This window comes from Tropicibacter sp. S64, from assembly GCF_049803835.1.
Lineage (GTDB): Bacteria > Pseudomonadota > Alphaproteobacteria > Rhodobacterales > Rhodobacteraceae > Pacificoceanicola.
Genome location: NZ_JBNAGK010000004.1, coordinates 193,542 through 213,785, shown reverse-complemented (window position 1 = coordinate 213,785; position 20,244 = coordinate 193,542). Strand labels below are relative to the sequence as shown.

Below are 20,244 nucleotides of genomic sequence, written 5' to 3'. Positions count from 1 at the left end.
CGGGCGGAGTGGCATGCGTAGGGAAAACCTCTGAACAGGGGGTGCGGAGGGGCCGGCCACCGCCGCGCGATGCGGGCCGCCGCCTGGGACAGTTCTATACCATTCCTTCAGTCATAGGGGATACCATTGTTGCGCGACTTCTCCGCATCGGGGATGGTGCATAAGGGAAATAGTGGTTAAACCCCGCTACAGGGATGTGAAGGGCCGGTTCGGGCGCATGAGAATACTGGTAGCTGACGATCATGATCTGGTGCGTGACACCATCGCGGCCTATTTCGACGCCTCCGACATCGAGGAAGTGATCACCGTTGCCTCGCTTGACGATGCGGTCAGGGCGGCGGAGGAGACCGGCGACTTCGATCTTGTCCTACTGGACTATGCGATGCCGGGGATGAACGGGCTCGAAGGGCTGGCGCGGATGCGCGCGGCCAATCATGACCGCCCGGTGGCCATCCTGTCCGGCACCGCCTCGCCAAGCGTCGCGGACGCGGCGCTTAAGGCGGGGGCGCAGGGCTTCATTCCGAAGACGCTCGCGGCGCGCAGCCTGCTGACCGCGGCGCGGTTCATGGCGGCGGGCGAGGTCTATGCCCCGCTGGAGTTCATGCGCGGGCGCGACGACGCGGGCAGCGTGCTGACCCGGCGCGAGATGGATGTGCTGCGTGGCATCTGCGAGGGCAAGGCGAACAAGGAAATCGCCCGCGACCTCGATCTCCAGGAAGTCACGGTGAAGCTGCACGTCAAGACGCTCAGCCGCAAGCTCGAAGCCCGTAACCGCACCCATGCGGCGATGATCGCCCGGGATCGCGGGCTGGTCTGAGCGACCGGCGACGGCTGCCCCTTTTAGGGTCACTTTTTTCGAGCCCGGCGCAGCCCGGGCTTGAAAGGCACGCCTCAAGGTGGAAACATGTCTGACAGGTCAAGGCGGGCTCCCTGACAGATCCGGCGTCGCCTCGGCGACGTGCCGGTCTCGATCCGGGACGCGCAAACGCGGCTCTCAGGGCGGCGCGTGAACAGTGATGTCTCTTGATAACTATGCATAACGTTCTGATCTAAGGGGGAAATCCGCGTTTTCGGAAAGAACGTTGACAAGTGGGTCTGTTTGCAATGAGCATTGCAAGGGGCGGAATCGGGGCGGAAGACCCTGTCATCGCCGAAAGTGCCCCCGGGAGACGGGCACCGGTCAGGGAGGAAAGACCGACGATGAGCTTGCTTGAACTGGCTGGCGTCACCAAGAGCTTTGGCGCGATCCACGCTCTGAACGGCGTCGATCTCAGGATCGCCCCGGGCGAGGCGGTCGGGCTGATGGGAGACAACGGCGCGGGCAAGTCGACGCTGATGAAGATCATCGCCGGAAACTTTCCGCCGACCACGGGCAAGATGCTGATCGAAGGCCGGGAGGTGGTCTTTCACCAGCCCATCGACGCCCGCGAGAATGGCATCGAGATCGTCTACCAGGACCTTGCGCTTTGCGACAACCTGACCGCCGGGGCCAACGTTTTCCTTGGCCGGGAGTTGAAGAAGGGCATCTGGCCGTTCCGGAAACTCGACCACGCGGCGATGTTCAAGCGGTCGGGCGAGCTGTTCGCGGAGCTGAAGTCCGAAACCCGGCCGCGCGACCTCGTGAAACAGATGTCCGGCGGCCAGCGGCAGGCGGTGGCGATTGCGCGCACGCGCCTGTCCGATCCCAAGCTGGTGCTGATGGATGAGCCCACCGCGGCCATTTCCGTGCGGCAGGTGGCCGAGGTGCTGAACCTGATCAAACGGCTGAAGGACAGTGGCCACGCGGTGATCCTCGTCAGCCACCGGATGCCGGACGTCTTCGAAGTCTGCGACCGGGTCGCGGTGCTCCGGCGTGGCACCAAGGTGGCGGACAAGCGCATCGACCAGACCACCCCGGAGGAAGTCACCGGCCTGATCATCGGAGCAATCGAAGCGGCATGAGCGACACGACCAACAGCCCCGGGGCGGGCACCGCCCAGACGCCCGTGGACCACGCGGCCATCGACGACAGCATCACCTCGCGCCAGGAGGTCACCGGCTTCGGCGCGGTGCTCCGGACCCAGCCGTTCTGGGTGTTCATGGCAATCGTCGCCATCGGGGTCGTGATGTCGATCATCTCCGACGCCTTCATGACCGAACGCAACATGTTCAACATCACGCGCAACATGGCGTTTTTCGGGATCATGGCGCTGGGCATGAGCGCGGTGATCTGCACGGCGGGAATCGACCTGTCGGTCGGTTCGCTGCTCGGGCTTTGCGCGATCACGCTCGGCCTGACGATGCAGGCCGGGTACGGTATCGGCGCGGGCTTTCTCGTGTGCATGGGCACCGCCGCCATCGTGGGGGCAATCAACGGCATCCTGATCGCCTATTTGCGCATGGCGCCCTTCGTGGTGACGCTGGGCATGCTAGCCATGGCCCGCAGCATCGCCATGGTGATCTCCGACAACAAGATGATCTACGACTTCGGCCCCGACATGGAGCTGTTCGAGTGGATCGGCGGCGAGAGCATGATCGGCGTGCCGAACGTGGTCTGGGTGCTGATCGTCATGACGGCGCTGTTCTGGTGGATCTGGCGCTACTCGGAATGGGGCCGCTGGGTGATCGCCATCGGCGGCAATGCCCAGGCGGCCAAGCTGTCCGGCATCCCAGTGGAGCGCATGATCGTCTCCGTCTACATGGTCTGCTCGATGTGCACTGGCGTCGCGGCCTTCATGTTCATCGGCTATACCGGCTCGGCCACCAACGGCATGGGGGTGACCTACGAGCTGAACGTGATCGCGGCGAGCGTGATCGGCGGTGCGAACCTCATGGGCGGCGTGGTCTATGCCTTCGGCGCGCCGATCGGCGCGGCGCTGGTCGAGCTGATCCGCAACTCTCTGCTCCTGGCCGGGATTCCGGCGCTCTGGCAGCAGTTCTTTGTTGGCCTGTTCCTCATCCTCGCGGTGCTCCTGGAACAGATCCGCAATCGCGGGGGACGATAACAGCCCCGTTTCGAATTCTTCATATGAACTCAGGGAGGAGATACCATGAAGAAATTGCTGACTGCGACGGCCCTTGTCGGGCTCCTGGTGCCGGTGGCGGCCTCGGCCGAATACACCTTCGCGCTGGTGCCCAAGGCGATGAACAACCCGTTCTTCGATCTGGCCCGGGATGGCTGCTACAAGGCCCAAGAAGAACTGGCCGACGTGACCTGCGAATACATCGGACCGGGCGAGCACACCGAACTGGAGCAGATCCAGATCGTGCAGGACCTGATCACCAAGGGCGTGGACGGCATCGCCGTGGCGCCGTCGAACGCGCCGGCCATGGCCAAGGTGCTGAAGGCGGCGGCGGACGCGGGTATCCCGGTGATGACCTGGGACTCGGACCTGCTGCCCGAGGACATGAGCCTGCGCACCACCTATGTCGGCACGCACAACTATGACATCGGCGTCAACCTCGCCAAGCTGGTCATGGAGCGTCACCCGGACGGCGGCACGATCTGCCTGCAGACCGGCGGCGCGGCGGCGGCCAACCACAACGAGCGGCTGAAGGGTGCGCGGGACACGCTGGCTGGGAAGGACATGGGCGATCCTCCGGGTGCGGCCCTGAGCGGGGAAGGCGGCTGGACCGAGATCTCGGGCTGTCCGCTGATCACCAACGATGACGGCAACGTCGCCGTGCAGGGCATGACCGACATCCTCGCGGCCAACCCGGACCTGACCGCCTTCCTGTCGACCGGGGCCTTCACCCAGTGGTTCGACAACGCCTATCGCAAGGCGGCGGAGCCGTACAAGGCGAAGATGGACGCGGGCGATCTGACCATCGTGGTGGCGGATACTCTGCCGATGCAGCTCGAACAGACCAAGGACGGTCTCGGCAATGGCCTCGTCGGCCAGCGCCCGTTCGAGATGGGCTACAAGGCGATGTACATCCTCAAGGACATCGCCGAGGGCAAGTCGGTGGACGACCCGATCTACACGGGGCTCGACGTCTGCTCGAACAGCAACATCGACACCTGCGTGGGCAACTGACCCCACGGGTGTCATGATGGGCGGCGGCGCGGTGGGCGCGCCGCCGTTTTCCTGCGCCTTGCGTGGCGGGAAATTTTGTCGGGGCGGAATGTCATGCCGGGGCTCCACCCCGCCGCCCATCGGGCGGCGTCCCCGTAATGTCTTGGATTGGATAGAATGGCGTTGAGGACGGAAATGGACAGGGTGCGTCTTGCGGTGGTCGGGGCGGGATGGATCTCGCAGATTGCCTTTCTGCCCGGAGCCGCGCAGGCCCCGGGCGTGGAGGTCGTGGCCCTGGTCAGCGGATCGGAGGCGGCGGCGCGGTCACTCGCGGCGTTTCACGGCATCGCGCAGGTCGTGCCTTACGAAGGCTTCGATGCCCTGATGGCATCGGACACGGTGGACGCGGTGTACATCGCCCTGCCGAACTCGATGCATTGCGACTACGCGGTCCGGGCGGCGCGGGCGGGCAAGCATGTGCTCGTCGAGAAGCCGCTGGCCCTGGACGAGGCCGAGTGCCGGGCGATCATCGCGGCGGCCGAGGCCGCCGGGGTGTGGCTGATGACGGCATACCGGCTGCACAGCGATCCCGGCACGGTGGCGGTGCTGGAGGCGGTGCGCGCGGGAGAGATCGGCGATCCCCGCTACATCCAGTCCGCGTTTTCCTTCCAGTCCGCGCCGGACAATCACCGGCTCAAGGCGACGCATTGGGGCGGCCCGCTGCAGGACATCGGGGTCTATTGCCTGAATGCCGCGCGGCATGTCTTCGGGGCCGAGCCGGTGCAGGTCATGGCGATGGCGGAGCGCGGCCCCGGTGACGCAAGGTTCGCCGAGGTCGACGAGGCCGTGGCGGTGACACTTCGGTTTCCCGGCGGGCGGCTGGCGCAGTTCACCGCCAGTTTCGGCGCGGCGGACGTCGACATGTACCGGATCGTCGGCACCGAGGGCGAGATCGTCGTCGATCCGGGATTCCTGTTCCAGACAGACGTGGGATTCGCCCTGCGGCGCGGCGGGCAGGAGCACCGGCGCCACACGGCGGAGCCCTGTGACCACTTCGGCGCCATGGCGACCTATTTCGCCGATTGCATCCGGGACGGGGTGCGCCCCGAGCCGGACGGCGAGGAGGGCATGGCCGACGTCATCATCATGCGGGCGATCGAGGAGTCCCTGGCCACGGGGCGGGCGGTTGGGCTGGACTTGCCGGAACGGAAGGTGCATCCGGGTGCCGGAACCGCGCGGCAGGTGGCGCGGACGGAGCGGAGGCTTGTCCTGTGAAGATCGACGCACATCAGCATTTCTGGCAGCCCGCGCGGGGGGATTACGGCTGGATGCCGCAGGATGATCCGATCCTGAGCCGCCCCTATGGTCCCGCCGATCTGTCGCCGGCGCTGGCGGCGGCGGGGATTGACAGGACCGTTCTGGTGCAGGCCGCGCCGACGGTTCACGAGACCGAGTACATGCTCGGCATTGCCGATGTGACGGAGCAGGTGGCGGGCGTCGTCGGCTGGGTCGATTTCGAGGACCCGTCGCAACAGGCCGTCCTGGAGCGGCTCGCGCGGCATCCGAAGTTCTTCGGCGTGCGCCCGATGATCCAGGACCTGCCGGATGACGACTGGATGCTGCAGGACTCGGTGCAATGGGCTTTCGAGGCCCTCGTGGCGCTCGACCTGACATTCGACTGCCTCGGCTTCCCCCGTCACATCGACAGGTTCCACGCCCTGCTGACGCGGCACCCGGCCATGCGGGCGGTGCTCGACCACTGCCTGAAGCCGCAGATCCGGGACGGCGCTTTCAACGACTGGGCCGACGGCATGGCGCGACTGGCGCGGGAGACCGGGGCCTATGTGAAGCTGTCGGGCATCGTGACCGAGACTGACGGGCGCATGGCCGACGATGATCTTGCGCCCTACGTCGACCACGTTCTGACCCAGTTCGGCGCGGAGCGCGTCATGTGGGGCAGCGATTGGCCGGTGGTGCGGCTGGCTTGTGAATACGGTGACTGGCATGCGCAGGCCCTGCGCCTCTGCGCCGGGCTCGGTGCAGCGGACAAGGCGCGGGTCTTCGGTGGCACCGCGGCGGAATTCTACAGGATTTGAAGGAGCAGGACGATGAAACGGGTCAAAATCGGCCAGACCGGCCTGGAGGTCACCAGCCTTTGTTTCGGCACCTCCGGCCTTGGCGACATGCCCGATACCTACGGGTATTCGGTGGACGAAGACCGGGCCGCCGCCACGGTGCACGCGATCTTCGACGGGCCGGTGAATTTCCTCGACACCTCGAACAACTATGGCATGGGCCGGTCCGAGGCGCGTGTCGGCGCGGTGATCCGGGAGCGCGGCGGTCTGCCGGAGGGGTTTGTCCTCTCGACGAAACTCGACCGCGACATGGAGACCCGGCGCTTCGATGCAGCGCGGGCGCGGCAGTCTCTGGAAGAGAGCATGGCGCGTCTGGGACTCGATCACATCCCGGTCCTGCACCTGCATGACCCGGAACACGCGCGGGACCTCAAGGAGATCACCGCGGAGGGCGGGGCCCTGGACGAGCTTTTCAAGATGAAGGAGGAGGGCCTCTGCGGCGCTGTCGGCCTCGCGATGGGCAAACTCGACGTCATGGAGCCGATCCTGCGGGCCTATCCCTTCGACTGCCTGATCAGCCACAACCGCTTTTCCCTGATCAACCGCTCGGCCTCGGCGGTGTTCGACTACGCCGTGGCGCAGGGCATGGCGGTGTTCAACGCCGCGCCCTATGCGGGCGGTGTGCTGGCCAAGGGCAGCGCGGTCATGCCGCGCGTGACCTACATGGAAGGCACGGAGGAAACGCTGGCCCCGGTGCGGGCGGTGGAGGCGGTCTGCGCCGAACACGGCGTCGCCCCGGGCGCGGTGGCGCTGCAATTCTCGATGCGCGATCCGCGCGTGGCCTCGACCATCATCGGCGTGTCCAAACCAGAGCGGGTGCAGCAAACGCTGGACTGGGCCAGCGCGGAGATCCCGCAGGTCGTCTGGGATTCGCTCGAAACCCTCGGGTACGAAACCGAAGATCCGGAAGCCAACCGCGTCTATCGTCCGGGCTGAATTGGTTGCTCGGACCAATGGCGCAACCAGGGACGACCCCGGGCCAAAGTCTTGGCCCGGCAAATTGTTCCTGCCCTACAGCACCTCGTTCGCGACGGTGTTCCGCAAGGTCCCGATCCCCGGGATGGAAACCTCCACCACATCCCCCGGCGCGAGATAGCGTGGGGGATCGAACCGCGCGCCCGCGCCGGTGGGGGTGCCGGTCACGATGATGTCGCCGGGCTCGAGCGTGGTGAAGGTGGAGATATAGGCGATCTGTTCCCGCACCCCGAAGAGCATGTTGGCAATGGCATCCTGCTGGCGCACCGCGCCATTCACCGTCGTCGTGATCTCCGCTCCGTCGATCTGGATCGGATTCGTCAGCGGCACCAGCCAGGGGCCCATCGCCCCGGAGCGATCCCAGTTCTTGCCCTGCGTGACGTTGAACTTCGCATGGCGCACCCAATCGCGGATCGTGCCTTCGTTGCAAATGGTCAGCGCGGCGATATGCGCATAGGCGTCCTCCGCCGCGATCCGCCGCCCGCGCTTGCCGATCACCACCGCCAGTTCCCCCTCATAGTCCAGCGTATGGCTCTCCGGCGGGCGGATCAGCGGCGCGTCGGGGCCGGTGAAGGACGCGGCGAACCGCGGGAACAAGGACATGTGCTCCGGCTGTGCGCTGCCGTCCTTGTATTCCGCGTTGCGGTCCGGAAAGTTCACCCCGACGCAGAGGATCTTGCCCGGGTTCGGCAGCGGCATCGTCAGGGTGATCTCGTCCAGAGCATGATCCGCCGTCCGCCCGGCGGCGCGTTTGAACACGTCCTTCAGGGCATCCGCCGCGATGACCTCCTTCAGCGTGGCGAATTCGGGCGCCAGCCTGCCAAGGTCGATGACCGCGTCGCCGGTATGCAAGCCATAGCCGGGCGTGCCGTCCTTCTCGAACGAAACGAAATGCGGGAACATCATGATTGGGTACCTCCGGTTTTGGACAGCAGGTCGAGGATCGTGTGAAAAGCCATCTCCGCGTCCGCCGCTTCCATGCCGAAAGCGCCCGCTTGAAAGCGGATGGTGATGCGGCCCTCAAGGTTGGTCTGCGTCAGGTAGATGCGCCCGTCGCTGTTGATCGCCTCCACGAGCGCCTGCACCGCCTCGTTTGACGCCCCCTTGGGACGGAAGGTGAAAAGCGAGAGCACCGGCTCCGAGGTGATCTCGATCCCCGGTTGCTCGCGCAGCCGGTTGCAGAGTGCGCGTGACCAGGCCACATGGTTTCGGATCATCTCGCGCAGCCCGTCGAGGCCGTAGGCCCGGATCAGGAACCACAGTTTCAACGCCCGGAAGCGGCGGCCAAGCGGCACGGACCATTCGGAATAATCCGTCACGTCCCTGTGGGCGTGAGTCTTCAGGTACTCGGGACGGATGGCGAGAGTCTGTCGCAGCGCGTCCGGGTCACGGATGAAATGCGCCGAACAGTCGAACTGCGCTCCCAGCCACTTGTGCGGGTTGAAGACCACGCTGTCCGCCTGCTCGACACCGGCCCAGAGTGTGCGGAACTCGGGGCAGATCATCGCCGCTCCGGCCCAGGCGGCATCCACATGCAGATACAGCCCCTCCGCCGCGGCGATCTCCGCCAGCGCCGCGATGTCGTCGCACGCTCCCATGCCGGTCGCCCCCGTCACGCCGATCAACCCGGCGGGCAGGAGGCCATTCGCGCGGTCCTCCGCGATCCGCGCCCGCAGCGCCTCGGTGTCCATGCGGCGCATCGGATCGCCGGGGACGGTGGGAACCTTCACGAGGTTTTCCTGCCCGATCCCGGCAACCCAGATCGCCCGGTCGATGGAGGTATGCACCTCCGTCGAGCAATAGATCCGCGGCACCGGCCCCCCGGCCAGCCCCCGGACATTGCCCTGCCACGTGAGCGCCCGCTCGCGCATCACCAGAACGGCGGCCAGCGTCGCCGAACTGGCACTGTCCTGGATCACGCCCGCGAACCCCTCCGGCAGTCCGATCGCCTGCCGCAGCCAGTCCAGCATGCGGGTCTCCATCTCGGTCGCGGCGGGAGAGGTCTGCCAGAGCATGCACTGCGGCGCGAGGGTCGTGACCATCATCTCCGCCAGCATCGAGGGCGGCGCGGCGTTGGCGGGGAAATAGGCAAAGAACCGAGGGTGCTGCCAGTGGGTCAGACCCGGCATGACGATGCGCTCGAAATCCTCGAGGATCTCCGCCATGGCGCAGCCGGTTTCCGGCGGCGACGCGGGCAATTGCGCGATGATCTCACCCGGCTTCACGGCAGCCCGCACCGGACGGTCTCGCAGCGTCTTGTGATACGCCGCGCCGCGCCGCGCGATCTTGCCGCCCCAGTCCGCAAATTCATCCCAATCCATCGTCCAGCCTCCCGATTGCCCGTGCCTTGTCCTGCGTTCTACCGGATCGGCGCTGGCGGACAAGCCACCCCGGAACGCCGGCAGGGCCCGCGCCGCGCCCCCGTGCGCCAGCAATCCGACGGTTGCCCCGCGCCGGGCGTTTTCCTAGCATGGTGGGCAACGGGAGTGCGCTGACGTGGCGAGAAAACCGCAGCTGCCGCCGATCGGGCGGTCCTTGCCCATCGCGATGATGCGGGCGCGCGAGACGGTCATGGCACCGATACGGGCCACTCTGTCCGCCTCCGGCATCACCGAGCCGCAATGGCGGATACTGCGGGTGCTGGCCGAGGATGGCCCCTCCGATGCCACGCATGTGTCCGACCGCGCCTGCCTGCTCTTGCCGAGCCTGATACGGATCGCGCGGTCGATGGCGGACCGGGAGTTGATCCATATGGCCCACGATCCCCTGGACCGGCGGCGGCAGGTGCTCGATCTCGGATACGAAGGGACGCTTTTGCTTGCGGCAAATGCCTCCGCCGTCGCGGACATCGTGGAGGGGTACAAGGCGCGGCTCGGCAACGAGGACTACGAGTTGCTGCTCGACCTGCTCGCGGTGCTGGGCGATCCGCCCGGGACCAGCTGACCCGCCCCCCTTCCAATTGCCTGAAATATCCCGGGGTCCGGGGTGGAACCCCGTGGAAAATTCTGTTCCGGCAGAATTTTCACCCCCATTTGGCCAGCGCCGCGGCCAGCTCCGGATGCTCCCTTGCATAGTCGTCGAGCGTCGCGCCGGAGGCCGCCGCCTCCCAGGCCTGCCGGATCGCCCGGACGCCGCTCGCCATGCCCATCGGGTGGCCATGCACGCCGCCCCCGGCGAGGTACATCAGGTCGAGCGTCCCGCCGGTGCGGTTGAACGTCTCCACCGCCTGACCGCCCCATTGCCCGGAGCAGACCACCGGCAGGCAGGTGTCCCGCTCGGAGAAGATCGGCGTCGTCACATCGCCGAAGGACTTCACGAAACTCTCGTCCGGCTCCCAGTATTTCGCCCGGATGCCGTTGATCTGGAACTGATCCACGCCCAGCAGCCGCCAGATCTTCTGGTACGCCCGGAACTCCATCCCCAGCCCCGGATGCCGCGTGAGAATATCCCAGCCGTTGCGATGTGCATGCAGGCACAGCGCGGACCGCTTGCGCAGGAAGCTCATGCCGCCATGACCCACGGAATTGATGTTGATCACCGCCGCATTGCCCCCCGCAGCCGCCACCAGATCGTGCCCGCGCATCATCTCGTCCGGATCGGCGGCGGAGATGCCGAAGGCGTACATCACCCGTTTTCCCGTCTTCTGCTCGTGCGCGTCGATCACCGGCATGATCGCCTTCACCCGCGCCGCCAGCGGCGAATAACCGGGGCTCATCAGCTTCTCGTCGTCCTTGATGAAATCGACCCCCGCCTCGCAGAGGTCCTTGATGACCCGTGCGGTCTCCTCGGGCAGCAGGCCCAGCGACGGCTTGATGATCGAGCCGATGATGACCCGGTCCTGCACCCCCATCAGCCGCCGCGAGCCTTCCATGCCGAACTGCGGCCCGGGGTGGCAGGCCCATTCCGGCGGCAGGTCGAAGTCCATGACCCGCACCCCGGTGAGGCCCCGCACGGCAAAGACGCCGCCGATGCAGATCGTCATCAGCGCCGCGATATCGGTGCCAACCGCCTCCAGCGGGTAGGCAATCACCACATCCGCGCGGTTGTACGGCCCCTGGCCCGACGGATCGGGGATCGATGGCACGTCCAGCGGCGGCAGGGCGGTGACGCACTCGACCACGGCGGCGCAGCGGGCGCGAACCGCCTCGGTTTCGCCCGGAAGCTCGGTGAAGGTGCCGGTGGACTGGTCCGAGGCGATCTTGGCGGCGAGCGCCGCGACACTGCCGGAGGTTTCGAGCCGGTAGGTGACCTTGATGCGGCTGGCCATGGGGCGTCCTTTGTCCTGTTCCGAGAAGCTGTAATACTCATCATACCTGTTGACAAGTGGCGGCACTCGGGGAACGCTGGGGTGGAACAGGGAGGGCCATATGCGGATTGCGCTCATCGGCTGCGGGTTCTTCGCGCAGAACCAGCTGCACGGCTGGCAAGGCATCGACGGCGCGGAGGTGGTGGCGCTCTGCGACCGAGACGCGGATCGGCTCGCCGCCTCGTCGGATGCCTTCGGCGTGGCGCGCACCTATGCGGATGCCGAAGCGCTGTTCCGCGATGGCGGCTTCGACGTGGTGGACATCGCGACAACCGTGGCCTCGCACCGGCCCCTTGTGAAACTGGCGGCCCGGCACGGCGTGCACGTGATCTGCCAAAAGCCCTTTGCCCTGACCATGGCGGACGCACGTGCCATGGTCGCCGCGGTCGAAGCGTCAGGCAAGCTCCTGATGGTACACGAGAACTTCCGATGGCAATCGCCGGTCCGCGCGGCGATCGACGCGCTGCGCAGCGGGGCCATCGGGGAGCCGTTCTTTGGCCGGGTCAGTTTCCGCTCCGGCTATGACGTGTTCAGCGGCCAGCCGTACCTCGCCGAAGGCGAGCGATTCATCATCGAGGATCTCGGCATCCACATCCTGGACATCGCCCGTGCCCTGTTCGGCGACGTGGCGCGGATCACCGCGACGACGCGGCGGATCAATCCGAAGATCCGTGGCGAGGACGTCGCGACGATGTTGCTCGCCCACACCGGTGGCGTGACCTCGGTGGTCGATTGCTCCTATGCCACGCGGCGCGTGCCGGAGACTTTCCCGGAAAGCCTTCTGGAGATCGACGGCACCGAAGGTACGTTGCGGCTCGATACGGGATACAGGCTGACCATCCAGCGCGGCGGACAAACGGACGTGCGGGACGTCAGCCCGCCGCTGCTGCCCTGGGCGTCGAAGCCCTGGCACAACATCCAGGAGAGCGTGCAGCTGATCCAGCAGCATTTCGTCGACTGCCTGCGCGAGGGCCGGGTGCCGGAGACCTCCGGGCAGGACAACCTGCAGACCTTCGGCCTCGTGGAGGCGGCGTATCTCTCGGCGCGGGAGGGGCGGACCGTGGGGATGGACGAGATATGAGCGAGGCGCTGCGGCTTTACGGCACAGAGGTGCCGGACGTGGCGTCCGAGCGGATCATCTGCGGCGATCTGAGCCTGAGCCTGCAAGACGGCGCCCTGCGGCACATCCGTCTCGGGGGGCAGGAGTTGATCCGCAGTATTGCCTTTCTGGTGCGGGACCGGGACTGGGGCACGCTGGTGCCGGAACTGACCGAAGTGTCGCGCGAGACGGCTGCCGGGCTGCGACTGCACCTGCGCGCGGTCTATCGAACCGATACGGCGCGGATGGACGTCGACCTGCGGGTGACCGCCTCCGACAATCGCCTGCGCATCACCGCAGAGGGGCGGGTGCGCGGCGTGTTCGAGACCAACCGGGCGGGGTTCACCGTCCTGCATCCGGCGAGCGCGGCGGGGGCGCCGGTCACGGTCACGCACTCCGACGGGACCGTGGCGCGGGCCGCGATGCCGGTGCTGATCGACCCGTGGCAGCCGTTCCTGGACATCACGCGGCTGACGCACCGGGCCGGGGCTTGGGACGTGACCTGCGCCTTCGAGGGCGACACCTTCGAGATGGAGGACCAGCGGCAATGGGGCGATGCCTCGTTCAAGACCTACAACCGCCCGCTGGCGCTGCCCTGGCCCTATGTGCTCGAAGACGGAACGGTGCTGCGTCAGGCGGTGGAGGTCTCGTGGGACCCTGCCGAAAGCCGGTTTGACCCCATCCCGGCGGACCCCGTGGCGGGCGCGGTCTTCCCTCAGATGGCGCTTGTCGTCACGGCGGAGGAGGCGCGGCAACTGGGCGAAGACCCCTCGCCGCTGTCTTGGGTGGCACCGCACCGGCTGCTCTGCTCGGTGGACGGCGCTTCGGGCAATACGGCGCAGCAATTCGCGGCCTTCGCCGCCCTGCAACGGGCCGCGCCGTCGCCGCATTACGATCTTGAGCTGATCCCGATCTTCGATGCGCCCCCGGCGCTTGATCTCGCGCGGCTGGCGCTCGAAATGGCGCAGGCCGGCTTCGCGCCGGAAAGCGTGCTGGTCTGTCCTTCGGTCGACCGGCAATCGACCCCGCCGGGCAGCGACTGGCCGGACTGCCCGCCGCTCGAAGACATCCATGCGGCGGCTCAGGACTGCTTCGTCGGTGTGGAACATGGCGGCGGCATGGTCAGCTTCTTCCCGGAGTTGAACCGCAAACGCCCGCCGGTGGAGCAGCTGGATTTCGTCAGTCACGGTCTCTGTCCCATCGTGCACGCGGCGGACGACCTGTCGGTGATGGAGACGCTGGAGACGATCCCGCATATCACGCGCTCCGCCCGGGCGATTCTCGGCACGGCACGGTATCGCATCGGTCCGTCGACCATCGCCATGCGCCAGAACCCCTATGGCTCGCGCACGATGTCCAACCCCGGACAGGGACGGGTGTGCATGACCGACGACGACCCGCGTCACAGGGGTGCCTTCGGCGCGGCCTATGTCATCGGTCTGGCGGCGGCGCTGGCACCTGCTGGCGTGGCGGTCTGGACCCCGGCGGCGGTGCTCGGCCCGCGCGGGATCGACCCGGCATGGCCGATCTGCGCGGCGCTGAACGTGCTGGCGCGGCTGGCCGGACAGCGGGTCAAGGCGGCGTCGGTCGCGGGCGGCCTGGCCCGGCTGGAGGTCGGCGGGACGATCCTGACCGCGAACCTGACGGCCCGGCCGAACGCCGGGCTGGCCCCCTACGCATGGAGCGAGACATGACGGTGGAAGACAGCCCGGACAAGATCACGCGGCGGAAACTGTCCGACCAGGTGCTGGACCGGCTGCAGGCGCTGATCACCTCCGGCGAGTTGAAACCCGGCGATGCGATGCCCTCCGAACGCGCCCTGATGGCCCGCTTCGGCGTGGGCCGCCCGGCGGTGCGCGAGGCGCTGCAATCGCTGCACAACAGCGGTCTCATCACCATCAGCCACGGCGAGCGCAGCCGGGTGAACGCCATCGACGCCGATCTGGTGCTGAGCCAGAGCGATACCATCGCGCGGCTGCTGCTGAGTTCCTCGCCCGGCAACCTGCAGCACCTCAAGCAGGCGCGGCAGATGTTCGAGCTTGGCATGGTGCGGCTGGCGGCGCAGCAGGCGAGCCGGGAGGACATCGCCGATCTGCGGCGGCTGGTGGACCAGCAACGGGCGCACCTCGGTAATGCTGAGGCCTTCGTCTCCGCGGACATGGCGTTTCACACGAAGCTGGCGCAGATTTCCGGCAACCCGATCATGGCGGCAGTGTCCGGCGCGATGCTGGCCTGGCTGTTCGAGTACCATGGCGCGTTGCTGCACTGGTCGGGCAAGGAGGAGGTGACCCTGGCCGAACATGCGCGGATCGTCGACCTGATCGCCGCCCGTGACACGGAGGGCGCCGTCGCGGAAATGGCGCGGCACCTGGCACGCGCGCAGGACGTGTTCGAGGCTCGGTAGAGTGGGCCTGCGCGGTTATCGCGCCCCGCCACCGGCCCGAATCCAGCCAAAGAAGTCGGCGCTGCCCATCTGCCCGCCCTTGAGCGCGATCTCCAGCCCGTCGTGCGGGCCGGCGCCGTAGGCCTTGCAGAGCGAGACGCCGGGGATCGTCGGGGCGAGCGCCTGCAGGGCTTCGAGGTTCAGCACCCGCATGCCGTGACCCGAGGTGTCGCCACCCGAGATGACCGCGCGGCGGATGCCGCTGCCGGTCAGGATGCCGTCGAGCACGCGCCCCAGCGCCACGCCGATCCTTTCGTTGGCGGCCTCTGGCGTCATGCGCGTCTGCGACAGCGCCTTGCGCACGGCGGCCACGGCGGGATCGTCGGGGCCGGTGGCCGAACAGATCAAGGGACTGGCCCCCCGGTCCGCAGCCTCCAGACCGGCGGCGACCGCCCCGGCGATCTCGTCATCCAGTGTCGCCGGGTCGGCGATGGCGCGGGCGGCGTCGAAACGGATGACCGTGAAGCCATGGGCGGCAGCCCAGGCGATCTGCTCGGCGGTCATCGGCGAGACGGAACCGGAAACAGCCGCGATCCGAGGCACCGCACCGGCCCCGGGTGTGGCGGCGGGCGGCGGCAGCAGGCCGGTTTCCTGCCAATGGCGCACCAGCGCGAATTCGATACCCTGCGAGCCGACGGCAAAGCTCAGCCGGTCCACGTTCTCCCAGATCAGCCGCCCGGCGGCGGATTCGCTGGCAGGCTCCATGCTGTCGATGGAGAGGATGCGGGCGCCGCTCGCCAGCGCCCTGTCGAGCGCGTCCGCAGGCCCGGACCACAGCGCTTCGAGGTCGATCAGCGCCGAGGGCAGGGCGGTCTGCAGCGCGAGGTGACACAGCAGGTCTGCCTCGTCCATCGGCGTGACCGGATGGCGGGACATGACCGGGTGCCGGTCGAGCCGGTAGACGCCATCGAAAGTCCCGGCAAACAAATGGCCAAACGCCTGGTAGCGGCGCATCTGCGGCGCGGCGGTGATCATCGGCGCGGCCTCCGCCCCGGTGATCTCCAAACCGATCTCGATGGCGGTGCCGATATTGCCGGACTCGGGGGAGGAATCGAAGGTCGAGCAGACCTTGTAATGCAGGAGCGGCGCACCGAGGCCGTGCAGGAAGCGGAACGGCCCCGGCAGGTTGGTCTGCATCCAGGCCGGGCCATGGGTGCGGGCGGTGGAGGCGATGCCGATGGCCTGCGCGGTGCTGAACCGCTCCAGCAGGGCAGGCGAAGGGATGTCGGAGAACAGCACCGTCTCGAGGCCGGCAAAGGCCAGCACCTCCATCGTGGCGGCGGAGCCGGTAAAATCGTCCCCGAACCAGGTTATCAGCGGTGCCATGCCTGTCCCTCCCTGCGCGCCTCGGGACGCGTTGACTCTTAGGTGTGATTATTATCTTGTCATACCAGTTATACAAGCCCAACCCGGGCCGGATGAGGAGAGACTGATCATGACGACTGTTGCGCTGCTGGGGGCAGGCGGAAAGATGGGCGTGCGCCTGTCGAAGAATTTCGCAAAGACCGATTTCACCGTGCGCCATGTGGAGGTGAGCGAAGCGGGCCGGGCGCGGCTGAAGGCGGAGGTCGGCGTCGATTGCGTCGACCAGGCGGCGGCGCTGGACGGAGCCGAGGTGGTGGTGCTGGCGGTGCCGGACACGCTGATCGGCATGGTCGCGCAGGGCATCGTCCCGGAACTGAAGCCGGGAACGATGGTCGTCATCCTCGACGCCGCCGCGCCCTATGCCGGGCACCTGCCGGAGCGGGCGGACATCACCTATTTCGTCACGCATCCGTGCCACCCGATGATCTTCCACAACGAGCCGACGGAGGAAGCCCGCCTCGACCGCTTCGGCGGTGTCGCGCACCCGCAGGGCGTGGTGAACGCGCTGATGCAGGGGCCGGAGGAGCACTACGCGCTGGGTGACAAGGTGGCGAAGGCAATCTACGCCCCGGTCCGCACGACCTACCGCGTGACGGTTGAGCAACTCGCCTACCTGGAGCCGGGCCTGTCCGAGACGGTCTGCGCCTCGCTGCTGGTCGTGATGAAGCAGGCGATGGACGAATGTGTGAAGCAGGGGATTTCCGAGGACTGCGCCAAGGATTTCCTGCTCGGCCACATGAACATCCTCGGCGCGGTAATCTTCGGCATCCAGGAGGGCCAGTTCTCGGACGCCTGCAACAAGGCCATCGAGTTCGGCATTCCGGCGCTGATGAAGGACGATTGGAAAAGGGTCTTCGAGCAGGAGGAGATCATGGCGTCGATCAAGCGGATCACCTGAGGGGCCGAACCGACGCCCCGCCGGGGCCTCCCGGCGGGATGTTCTGGAGGGGGGAAGATTTTGCCGGGACATAATCTTGTTACAGCGTTTCTGGTTTGACCTGAACCATCGAGAGGCACGCATGTCCCGGGAATACGAAGCATGGCAGGGCATGCGTGCCTCAAGTTCAACCAGAAACGCTTTAGGGGCTTCGCCCCTCCCTTCGGGCTCCCCAAGGTATTTGGGGACCAAAGAAGCCGGGCGCGGTCTCATGTTTCCATTTGCTGCAAATATCCCGGGGGGAGGCTCGAAGAGCCGGTGGGGGCAGGGCCCCCACGCGGGCCGAAGGCCCGCGCCTGTCGACCCGGGGCAAGCTTTTCGCAGAAAAGCGCAGGCACGGGGCGAAACCCGGTTCGGGCAAAAGCCACGCCAAAGAGACGCGTTCAGGTCTGTGAGGGAAGGTTTTACAATGGTGGCGTGGGGGAGACTTGAACTCCCGACCTATCGATTATGAGTCGATCGCTCTAACCAACTGAGCTACCGCGCCGTCCACTGTGAGGCCGCTGATTACTGAACGGGCCGGAAGGGGTCAAGGGCAAAATCGGAGAAATTTCGGCCGCCGCGCACAATGGCCGCGCGGGGCGGATCGCAGCCGGTGGCGTTTCTGCGATCCGTCAAGAACCGGGCTTTTCGCGGTCCGGGCCGATGGCCTACGATGCCCCGAAAATCACGGAGTGTCCGATGTCGTCCCAGGTCTTTCTCGCGGTCGTCGCCGCGGCCTTGCTGCATGCCAGCTGGAATGCACTCGTCAAGGGCGGCGCCGACAAGACCACCAGCATGGCGGCCGTGGTGCTGGGCCATATGCCGCTGGCGGCCCTGCTGCTGCTCTTAGTGCCCGCGCCGCAGCCGCAAAGCTACCCGTACCTCGCCGCCGGTGTCCTGCTGCATCTCGGCTACCAGCTGTTCCTGCTGCAGTCCTACAAGATCGGCGACCTGACGCAGGTCTATCCGATGGCGCGGGGCTCGGCGCCGCTGCTGGTGGCACTGGTCTCCGTGGGGTTTCTCGGCGTGACGCTGAACAACCTCGAGATCCTCGCGATTCTCGTCATCGGCGGGGGCATTCTCAGCCTCGCGCTGGTGCGCAGGCAGGACGGGCTGCGCAACGGCAAGGCAGCGCTGCTGGCCCTCGTGACCGGCTGTTTCATCGCCTCCTATTCGCTGGTCGACGGCATCGGGGCGCGGGAGGCGGGCACGTCCGTGGGCTTCTACGCCTGGCTTGCCATCATCAACGGCATCATGATGGCGGCGTTCCTCGCGATTCGGGCGCCGCATGTGCTGCGCCGGGTCGCCGGGCCCGGCCGGATGCCCTTCGTCGTCGGGGGAACCGCCTCTTTCGTGGCCTACGCGCTTGTCACCTGGGCCTTCACACAGGCCCCGATCGCGCTGGTCACGGCGCTGCGCGAGACCAGCATCGTGTTCGCGCTCCTGATCGGCGTGGTCTTCCTCAAGGAACGGCTCGATCTCGTGAAACTCGTCTCGACCTTCCTGACCCTCGCGGGGGCGGCCTTGCTGCGGTTCGCGAGGGCGTAGGTCCGTGGGGGCGGGCCGCGAGCAGGCAGACCCGCCCCCGTGCCGTCATTTGACGATGATCTCGTCCTTGACGAACATGTTGCCCCAGGCGCGGTCCACCAGCTCCGGGGTCATCTTGTAGGGAATGCCCTCGAAATCGCACACGGCGATCATCTGGTCGATCAGGAAGACGGGCTGGTAGTTGGCGTAGACGTTGTTGATCGTCGGGTACTTGTTCTTGAGCAGGTGCACGAGGCTGGCCTCGTCGAGCTGCATCTTCTTCTTGCGGGCCACCAGTGCGAAGATCTTCAGGAAATCCTCCTGGGTCGGGCCGCCGATCTTGATCTTGAAGAAGATCCGGCGCAGCGCGGCCTGGTCGAAGATCTCGTTCGGGTGGAAGTTGGTGGAGAAGATGACGAGCGTGTCGAAAGGCACCTCGAACTTCTCGCCCGATTGCAGGGCGAGGATGTCCTTGTTCTCTTCGAGCGGCACGATCCAGCGGTTGACCAGCTTCTGCGGCGGCTCCGCCTGGCGGCCAAGGTCGTCGACGATGAAGATGCCGCCGGTGGACTTCAGCTGCAGCGGCGCCTGGTAGGTGCGGGCCGTCGGGTTGTAGACGAGGTCGAGCATGCTCAGCGAGAGTTCACCGCCGGTGATCACCGTCGGGCGGGCGCAGAGCACGTAGCGGCGATCGAACCGGGCGGTGCGGCGCAGGGCGCTTTGGTTGTCGCTGTCCTCTTCCGCCTTCGAATGCACGATGGGGTCGTAGACGGTGATGACCTGGCCGGAATACTCGATGGCGCGGGGCACGTAGATGCGGTCGCCCATGGCGTCGCGGATGCCGTTGGAGATGGACGACTTGCCGTTGCCCGGCGGGCCGTACATCAGGATGGAACGGCCGGAGCTGACGGCGGGGCCGAGGTTCGAGATCAGGTCGTCCGGCAGGATCAGGTGGCCCATGGCCCCGGTCAGCTGGTCGCGGGTGATCTGGATGTTGCGGATCGACTGGCGCTGGATCTGCTCGCGGTAGGTGTCGAGCGGCACCGGCATGGGGCCGAAATATTCGGACTGGGCGAGGGCGTCGAGGGCGCGGGCCTTGCCGCTGTCGGTCAGCTGGTAGGGCATCTCGCTGGCAACGTTGCCGCCAGCCCCGAGCGTGCCCATGGCTTCGAGCAGGCCCTGCGCCCGCGCCATGTCGATCACCTCCTGGGTGATCGGCACCGGCAGGCAGATCGCCTTCGACAAGGCGGTCACCACGTTGGTGTTCTTGCGGAACATCGTCTTGAGCACGATGTCGCGGATCATCACGTTGGTCAGTCCGACCTCGGCGAAACTTTTCGGCGACGGGGGCGCGACGACGGCGCTGGTCTGCATGTTCATGGTGCGGGCCTGCCTCGGTTGTTTGACGTGAACAATCGCCCGGCAATGTGGCGGATTGTTGGCCCGGCAGGGGAAGGTTCGGGGCAAGGGCCGGATGCGA

Annotated in this window: 18 protein-coding genes and 1 tRNA gene; 13 read left to right on the top strand and 6 right to left on the bottom strand. The window is 66.8% G+C overall.

Annotation, left to right across the window (positions count from 1 at the left end):
* Positions 1-217: 217 nt before the first annotated feature.
* The 7 genes from ACP159_RS08625 to ACP159_RS08595 all read left to right on the top strand — a co-directional run bounded on the left by ACP159_RS08625 (position 218) and on the right by ACP159_RS08595 (position 7,066).
* Positions 218-817, top strand: coding sequence for a response regulator (locus tag ACP159_RS08625; protein WP_425099268.1), 600 nt, complete (start codon positions 218-220; stop codon positions 815-817).
* A gap of 383 nt (positions 818-1,200) precedes the next feature.
* Positions 1,201-1,941, top strand: a complete 741-nt coding sequence (locus ACP159_RS08620; protein ID WP_425099267.1) for an ATP-binding cassette domain-containing protein — start codon at positions 1,201-1,203, stop codon at positions 1,939-1,941.
* Positions 1,938-2,984 carry an ABC transporter permease gene (locus ACP159_RS08615; RefSeq protein ID WP_425099266.1) on the top strand — a complete coding sequence of 349 codons (1,047 nt, stop codon included), beginning with the start codon at positions 1,938-1,940 and terminating at the stop codon, positions 2,982-2,984. Before ACP159_RS08620 ends, ACP159_RS08615 begins: the two co-directional genes overlap by 4 nt.
* Before the next feature lie 45 nt (positions 2,985-3,029).
* Positions 3,030-4,016 carry a sugar-binding protein gene (locus ACP159_RS08610; RefSeq protein WP_425099265.1) on the top strand — a complete coding sequence of 329 codons (987 nt, stop codon included), beginning with the start codon at positions 3,030-3,032 and terminating at the stop codon, positions 4,014-4,016.
* 156 nt (positions 4,017-4,172) lie between these two features.
* Entirely contained in the window at positions 4,173-5,270 is a 1,098-nt protein-coding gene (locus ACP159_RS08605) for a Gfo/Idh/MocA family protein (RefSeq protein WP_425099264.1), read from the top strand.
* Positions 5,267-6,091, top strand: coding sequence for an amidohydrolase family protein (locus ACP159_RS08600; protein WP_425099263.1), 825 nt, complete (start codon positions 5,267-5,269; stop codon positions 6,089-6,091). The genes ACP159_RS08605 and ACP159_RS08600 overlap by 4 nt, the downstream gene beginning before the upstream one ends.
* A gap of 12 nt (positions 6,092-6,103) precedes the next feature.
* The gene (locus ACP159_RS08595; RefSeq protein WP_425099262.1) at positions 6,104-7,066 is read left to right on the top strand and encodes an aldo/keto reductase; all 963 of its coding nucleotides are present in this window, start codon (positions 6,104-6,106) and stop codon (positions 7,064-7,066) included.
* Positions 7,067-7,141: 75 nt separating this feature from the next.
* On the opposite strand, the gene ACP159_RS08590 is transcribed toward ACP159_RS08595, so the two are convergent.
* Complete coding sequence (locus tag ACP159_RS08590) at positions 7,142-8,008, bottom strand: fumarylacetoacetate hydrolase family protein (RefSeq protein ID WP_425099365.1); 867 nt, start codon at positions 8,006-8,008, stop codon at positions 7,142-7,144.
* Positions 8,008-9,426, bottom strand: a complete 1,419-nt coding sequence (locus ACP159_RS08585) for a pyridoxal phosphate-dependent decarboxylase family protein (protein ID WP_425099261.1) — start codon at positions 9,424-9,426, stop codon at positions 8,008-8,010. The genes ACP159_RS08590 and ACP159_RS08585 overlap by 1 nt, the downstream gene beginning before the upstream one ends.
* Positions 9,427-9,601: 175 nt before the next feature.
* On the opposite strand from ACP159_RS08585, the gene ACP159_RS08580 reads away from it, so the two are divergent.
* Entirely contained in the window at positions 9,602-10,048 is a 447-nt protein-coding gene (locus ACP159_RS08580) for a MarR family transcriptional regulator (protein ID WP_425099260.1), read from the top strand.
* Positions 10,049-10,127: 79 nt separating this feature from the next.
* On the opposite strand, the gene oiaX is transcribed toward ACP159_RS08580, so the two are convergent.
* Positions 10,128-11,372, bottom strand: a complete 1,245-nt coding sequence (oiaX, locus tag ACP159_RS08575) for a 3-oxo-isoapionate-4-phosphate decarboxylase OiaX (protein ID WP_425099258.1) — start codon at positions 11,370-11,372, stop codon at positions 10,128-10,130.
* A gap of 100 nt (positions 11,373-11,472) precedes the next feature.
* On the opposite strand from oiaX, the gene ACP159_RS08570 reads away from it, so the two are divergent.
* The 3 genes from ACP159_RS08570 to nanR are packed head-to-tail and all read left to right on the top strand — an operon-like array spanning position 11,473 to position 14,914.
* On the top strand, positions 11,473-12,492 hold the full coding sequence (locus ACP159_RS08570) for a Gfo/Idh/MocA family protein (RefSeq protein WP_425099257.1): 1,020 nt from the start codon (positions 11,473-11,475) through the stop codon (positions 12,490-12,492).
* Positions 12,489-14,204, top strand: a complete 1,716-nt coding sequence (locus ACP159_RS08565; RefSeq protein WP_425099256.1) for a hypothetical protein — start codon at positions 12,489-12,491, stop codon at positions 14,202-14,204. The genes ACP159_RS08570 and ACP159_RS08565 overlap by 4 nt, the downstream gene beginning before the upstream one ends.
* The gene (gene nanR / locus ACP159_RS08560) at positions 14,201-14,914 is read left to right on the top strand and encodes a transcriptional regulator NanR (RefSeq protein WP_425099255.1); all 714 of its coding nucleotides are present in this window, start codon (positions 14,201-14,203) and stop codon (positions 14,912-14,914) included. The genes ACP159_RS08565 and nanR overlap by 4 nt, the downstream gene beginning before the upstream one ends.
* A gap of 15 nt (positions 14,915-14,929) precedes the next feature.
* Here the strand turns inward: nanR and ACP159_RS08555 are convergent, their stop codons facing one another.
* The gene (locus ACP159_RS08555) at positions 14,930-16,279 is read right to left on the bottom strand and encodes a four-carbon acid sugar kinase family protein (protein WP_425099254.1); all 1,350 of its coding nucleotides are present in this window, start codon (positions 16,277-16,279) and stop codon (positions 14,930-14,932) included.
* 109 nt (positions 16,280-16,388) lie between these two features.
* Here ACP159_RS08555 and ACP159_RS08550 point away from each other — a divergent pair, with 109 nt between their 5' ends.
* On the top strand, positions 16,389-17,216 hold the full coding sequence (locus ACP159_RS08550; RefSeq protein ID WP_425099253.1) for a phosphogluconate dehydrogenase C-terminal domain-containing protein: 828 nt from the start codon (positions 16,389-16,391) through the stop codon (positions 17,214-17,216).
* A 449-nt stretch (positions 17,217-17,665) separates the two neighbouring features.
* Here the strand turns inward: ACP159_RS08550 and ACP159_RS08545 are convergent.
* Positions 17,666-17,742: transfer RNA gene (locus ACP159_RS08545), tRNA-Met, on the bottom strand.
* A 194-nt stretch (positions 17,743-17,936) separates the two neighbouring features.
* On the opposite strand from ACP159_RS08545, the gene ACP159_RS08540 reads away from it, so the two are divergent.
* Positions 17,937-18,785: an EamA family transporter gene (locus tag ACP159_RS08540; RefSeq protein ID WP_425099252.1), complete on the top strand. Its 849-nt coding sequence runs from the start codon at positions 17,937-17,939 to the stop codon at positions 18,783-18,785.
* A 45-nt stretch (positions 18,786-18,830) separates the two neighbouring features.
* Here the strand turns inward: ACP159_RS08540 and ACP159_RS08535 are convergent, their stop codons facing one another.
* A complete protein-coding gene (locus tag ACP159_RS08535) occupies positions 18,831-20,144 on the bottom strand; it encodes an ATPase (protein ID WP_425099251.1) in 1,314 nt (437 codons plus the stop codon).
* Positions 20,145-20,244 lie beyond the last annotated feature (100 nt).

What these genes read in the sequence shown, in the direction of transcription:
- ACP159_RS08585 (WP_425099261.1), bottom strand. Translation starts at nt 9,426, where the DNA reads ATGGATTGGGATGAATTTGCGGACTGGGGCGGCAAGATCGCGCGGCGC.
- ACP159_RS08550 (WP_425099253.1), top strand. Translation starts at nt 16,389, where the DNA reads ATGACGACTGTTGCGCTGCTGGGGGCAGGCGGAAAGATGGGCGTGCGC.
- ACP159_RS08615 (WP_425099266.1), top strand. Translation starts at nt 1,938, where the DNA reads ATGAGCGACACGACCAACAGCCCCGGGGCGGGCACCGCCCAGACGCCC.
- nanR (WP_425099255.1), top strand. Translation starts at nt 14,201, where the DNA reads ATGACGGTGGAAGACAGCCCGGACAAGATCACGCGGCGGAAACTGTCC.
- ACP159_RS08540 (WP_425099252.1), top strand. Translation starts at nt 17,937, where the DNA reads ATGTCGTCCCAGGTCTTTCTCGCGGTCGTCGCCGCGGCCTTGCTGCAT.
- ACP159_RS08555 (WP_425099254.1), bottom strand. Translation starts at nt 16,279, where the DNA reads ATGGCACCGCTGATAACCTGGTTCGGGGACGATTTTACCGGCTCCGCC.
- ACP159_RS08595 (WP_425099262.1), top strand. Translation starts at nt 6,104, where the DNA reads ATGAAACGGGTCAAAATCGGCCAGACCGGCCTGGAGGTCACCAGCCTT.
- ACP159_RS08590 (WP_425099365.1), bottom strand. Translation starts at nt 8,008, where the DNA reads ATGTTCCCGCATTTCGTTTCGTTCGAGAAGGACGGCACGCCCGGCTAT.
- ACP159_RS08535 (WP_425099251.1), bottom strand. Translation starts at nt 20,144, where the DNA reads ATGAACATGCAGACCAGCGCCGTCGTCGCGCCCCCGTCGCCGAAAAGT.
- ACP159_RS08610 (WP_425099265.1), top strand. Translation starts at nt 3,030, where the DNA reads ATGAAGAAATTGCTGACTGCGACGGCCCTTGTCGGGCTCCTGGTGCCG.
- ACP159_RS08625 (WP_425099268.1), top strand. Translation starts at nt 218, where the DNA reads ATGAGAATACTGGTAGCTGACGATCATGATCTGGTGCGTGACACCATC.
- ACP159_RS08565 (WP_425099256.1), top strand. Translation starts at nt 12,489, where the DNA reads ATGAGCGAGGCGCTGCGGCTTTACGGCACAGAGGTGCCGGACGTGGCG.
- ACP159_RS08570 (WP_425099257.1), top strand. Translation starts at nt 11,473, where the DNA reads ATGCGGATTGCGCTCATCGGCTGCGGGTTCTTCGCGCAGAACCAGCTG.
- ACP159_RS08620 (WP_425099267.1), top strand. Translation starts at nt 1,201, where the DNA reads ATGAGCTTGCTTGAACTGGCTGGCGTCACCAAGAGCTTTGGCGCGATC.
- ACP159_RS08605 (WP_425099264.1), top strand. Translation starts at nt 4,173, where the DNA reads ATGGCGTTGAGGACGGAAATGGACAGGGTGCGTCTTGCGGTGGTCGGG.
- oiaX (WP_425099258.1), bottom strand. Translation starts at nt 11,372, where the DNA reads ATGGCCAGCCGCATCAAGGTCACCTACCGGCTCGAAACCTCCGGCAGT.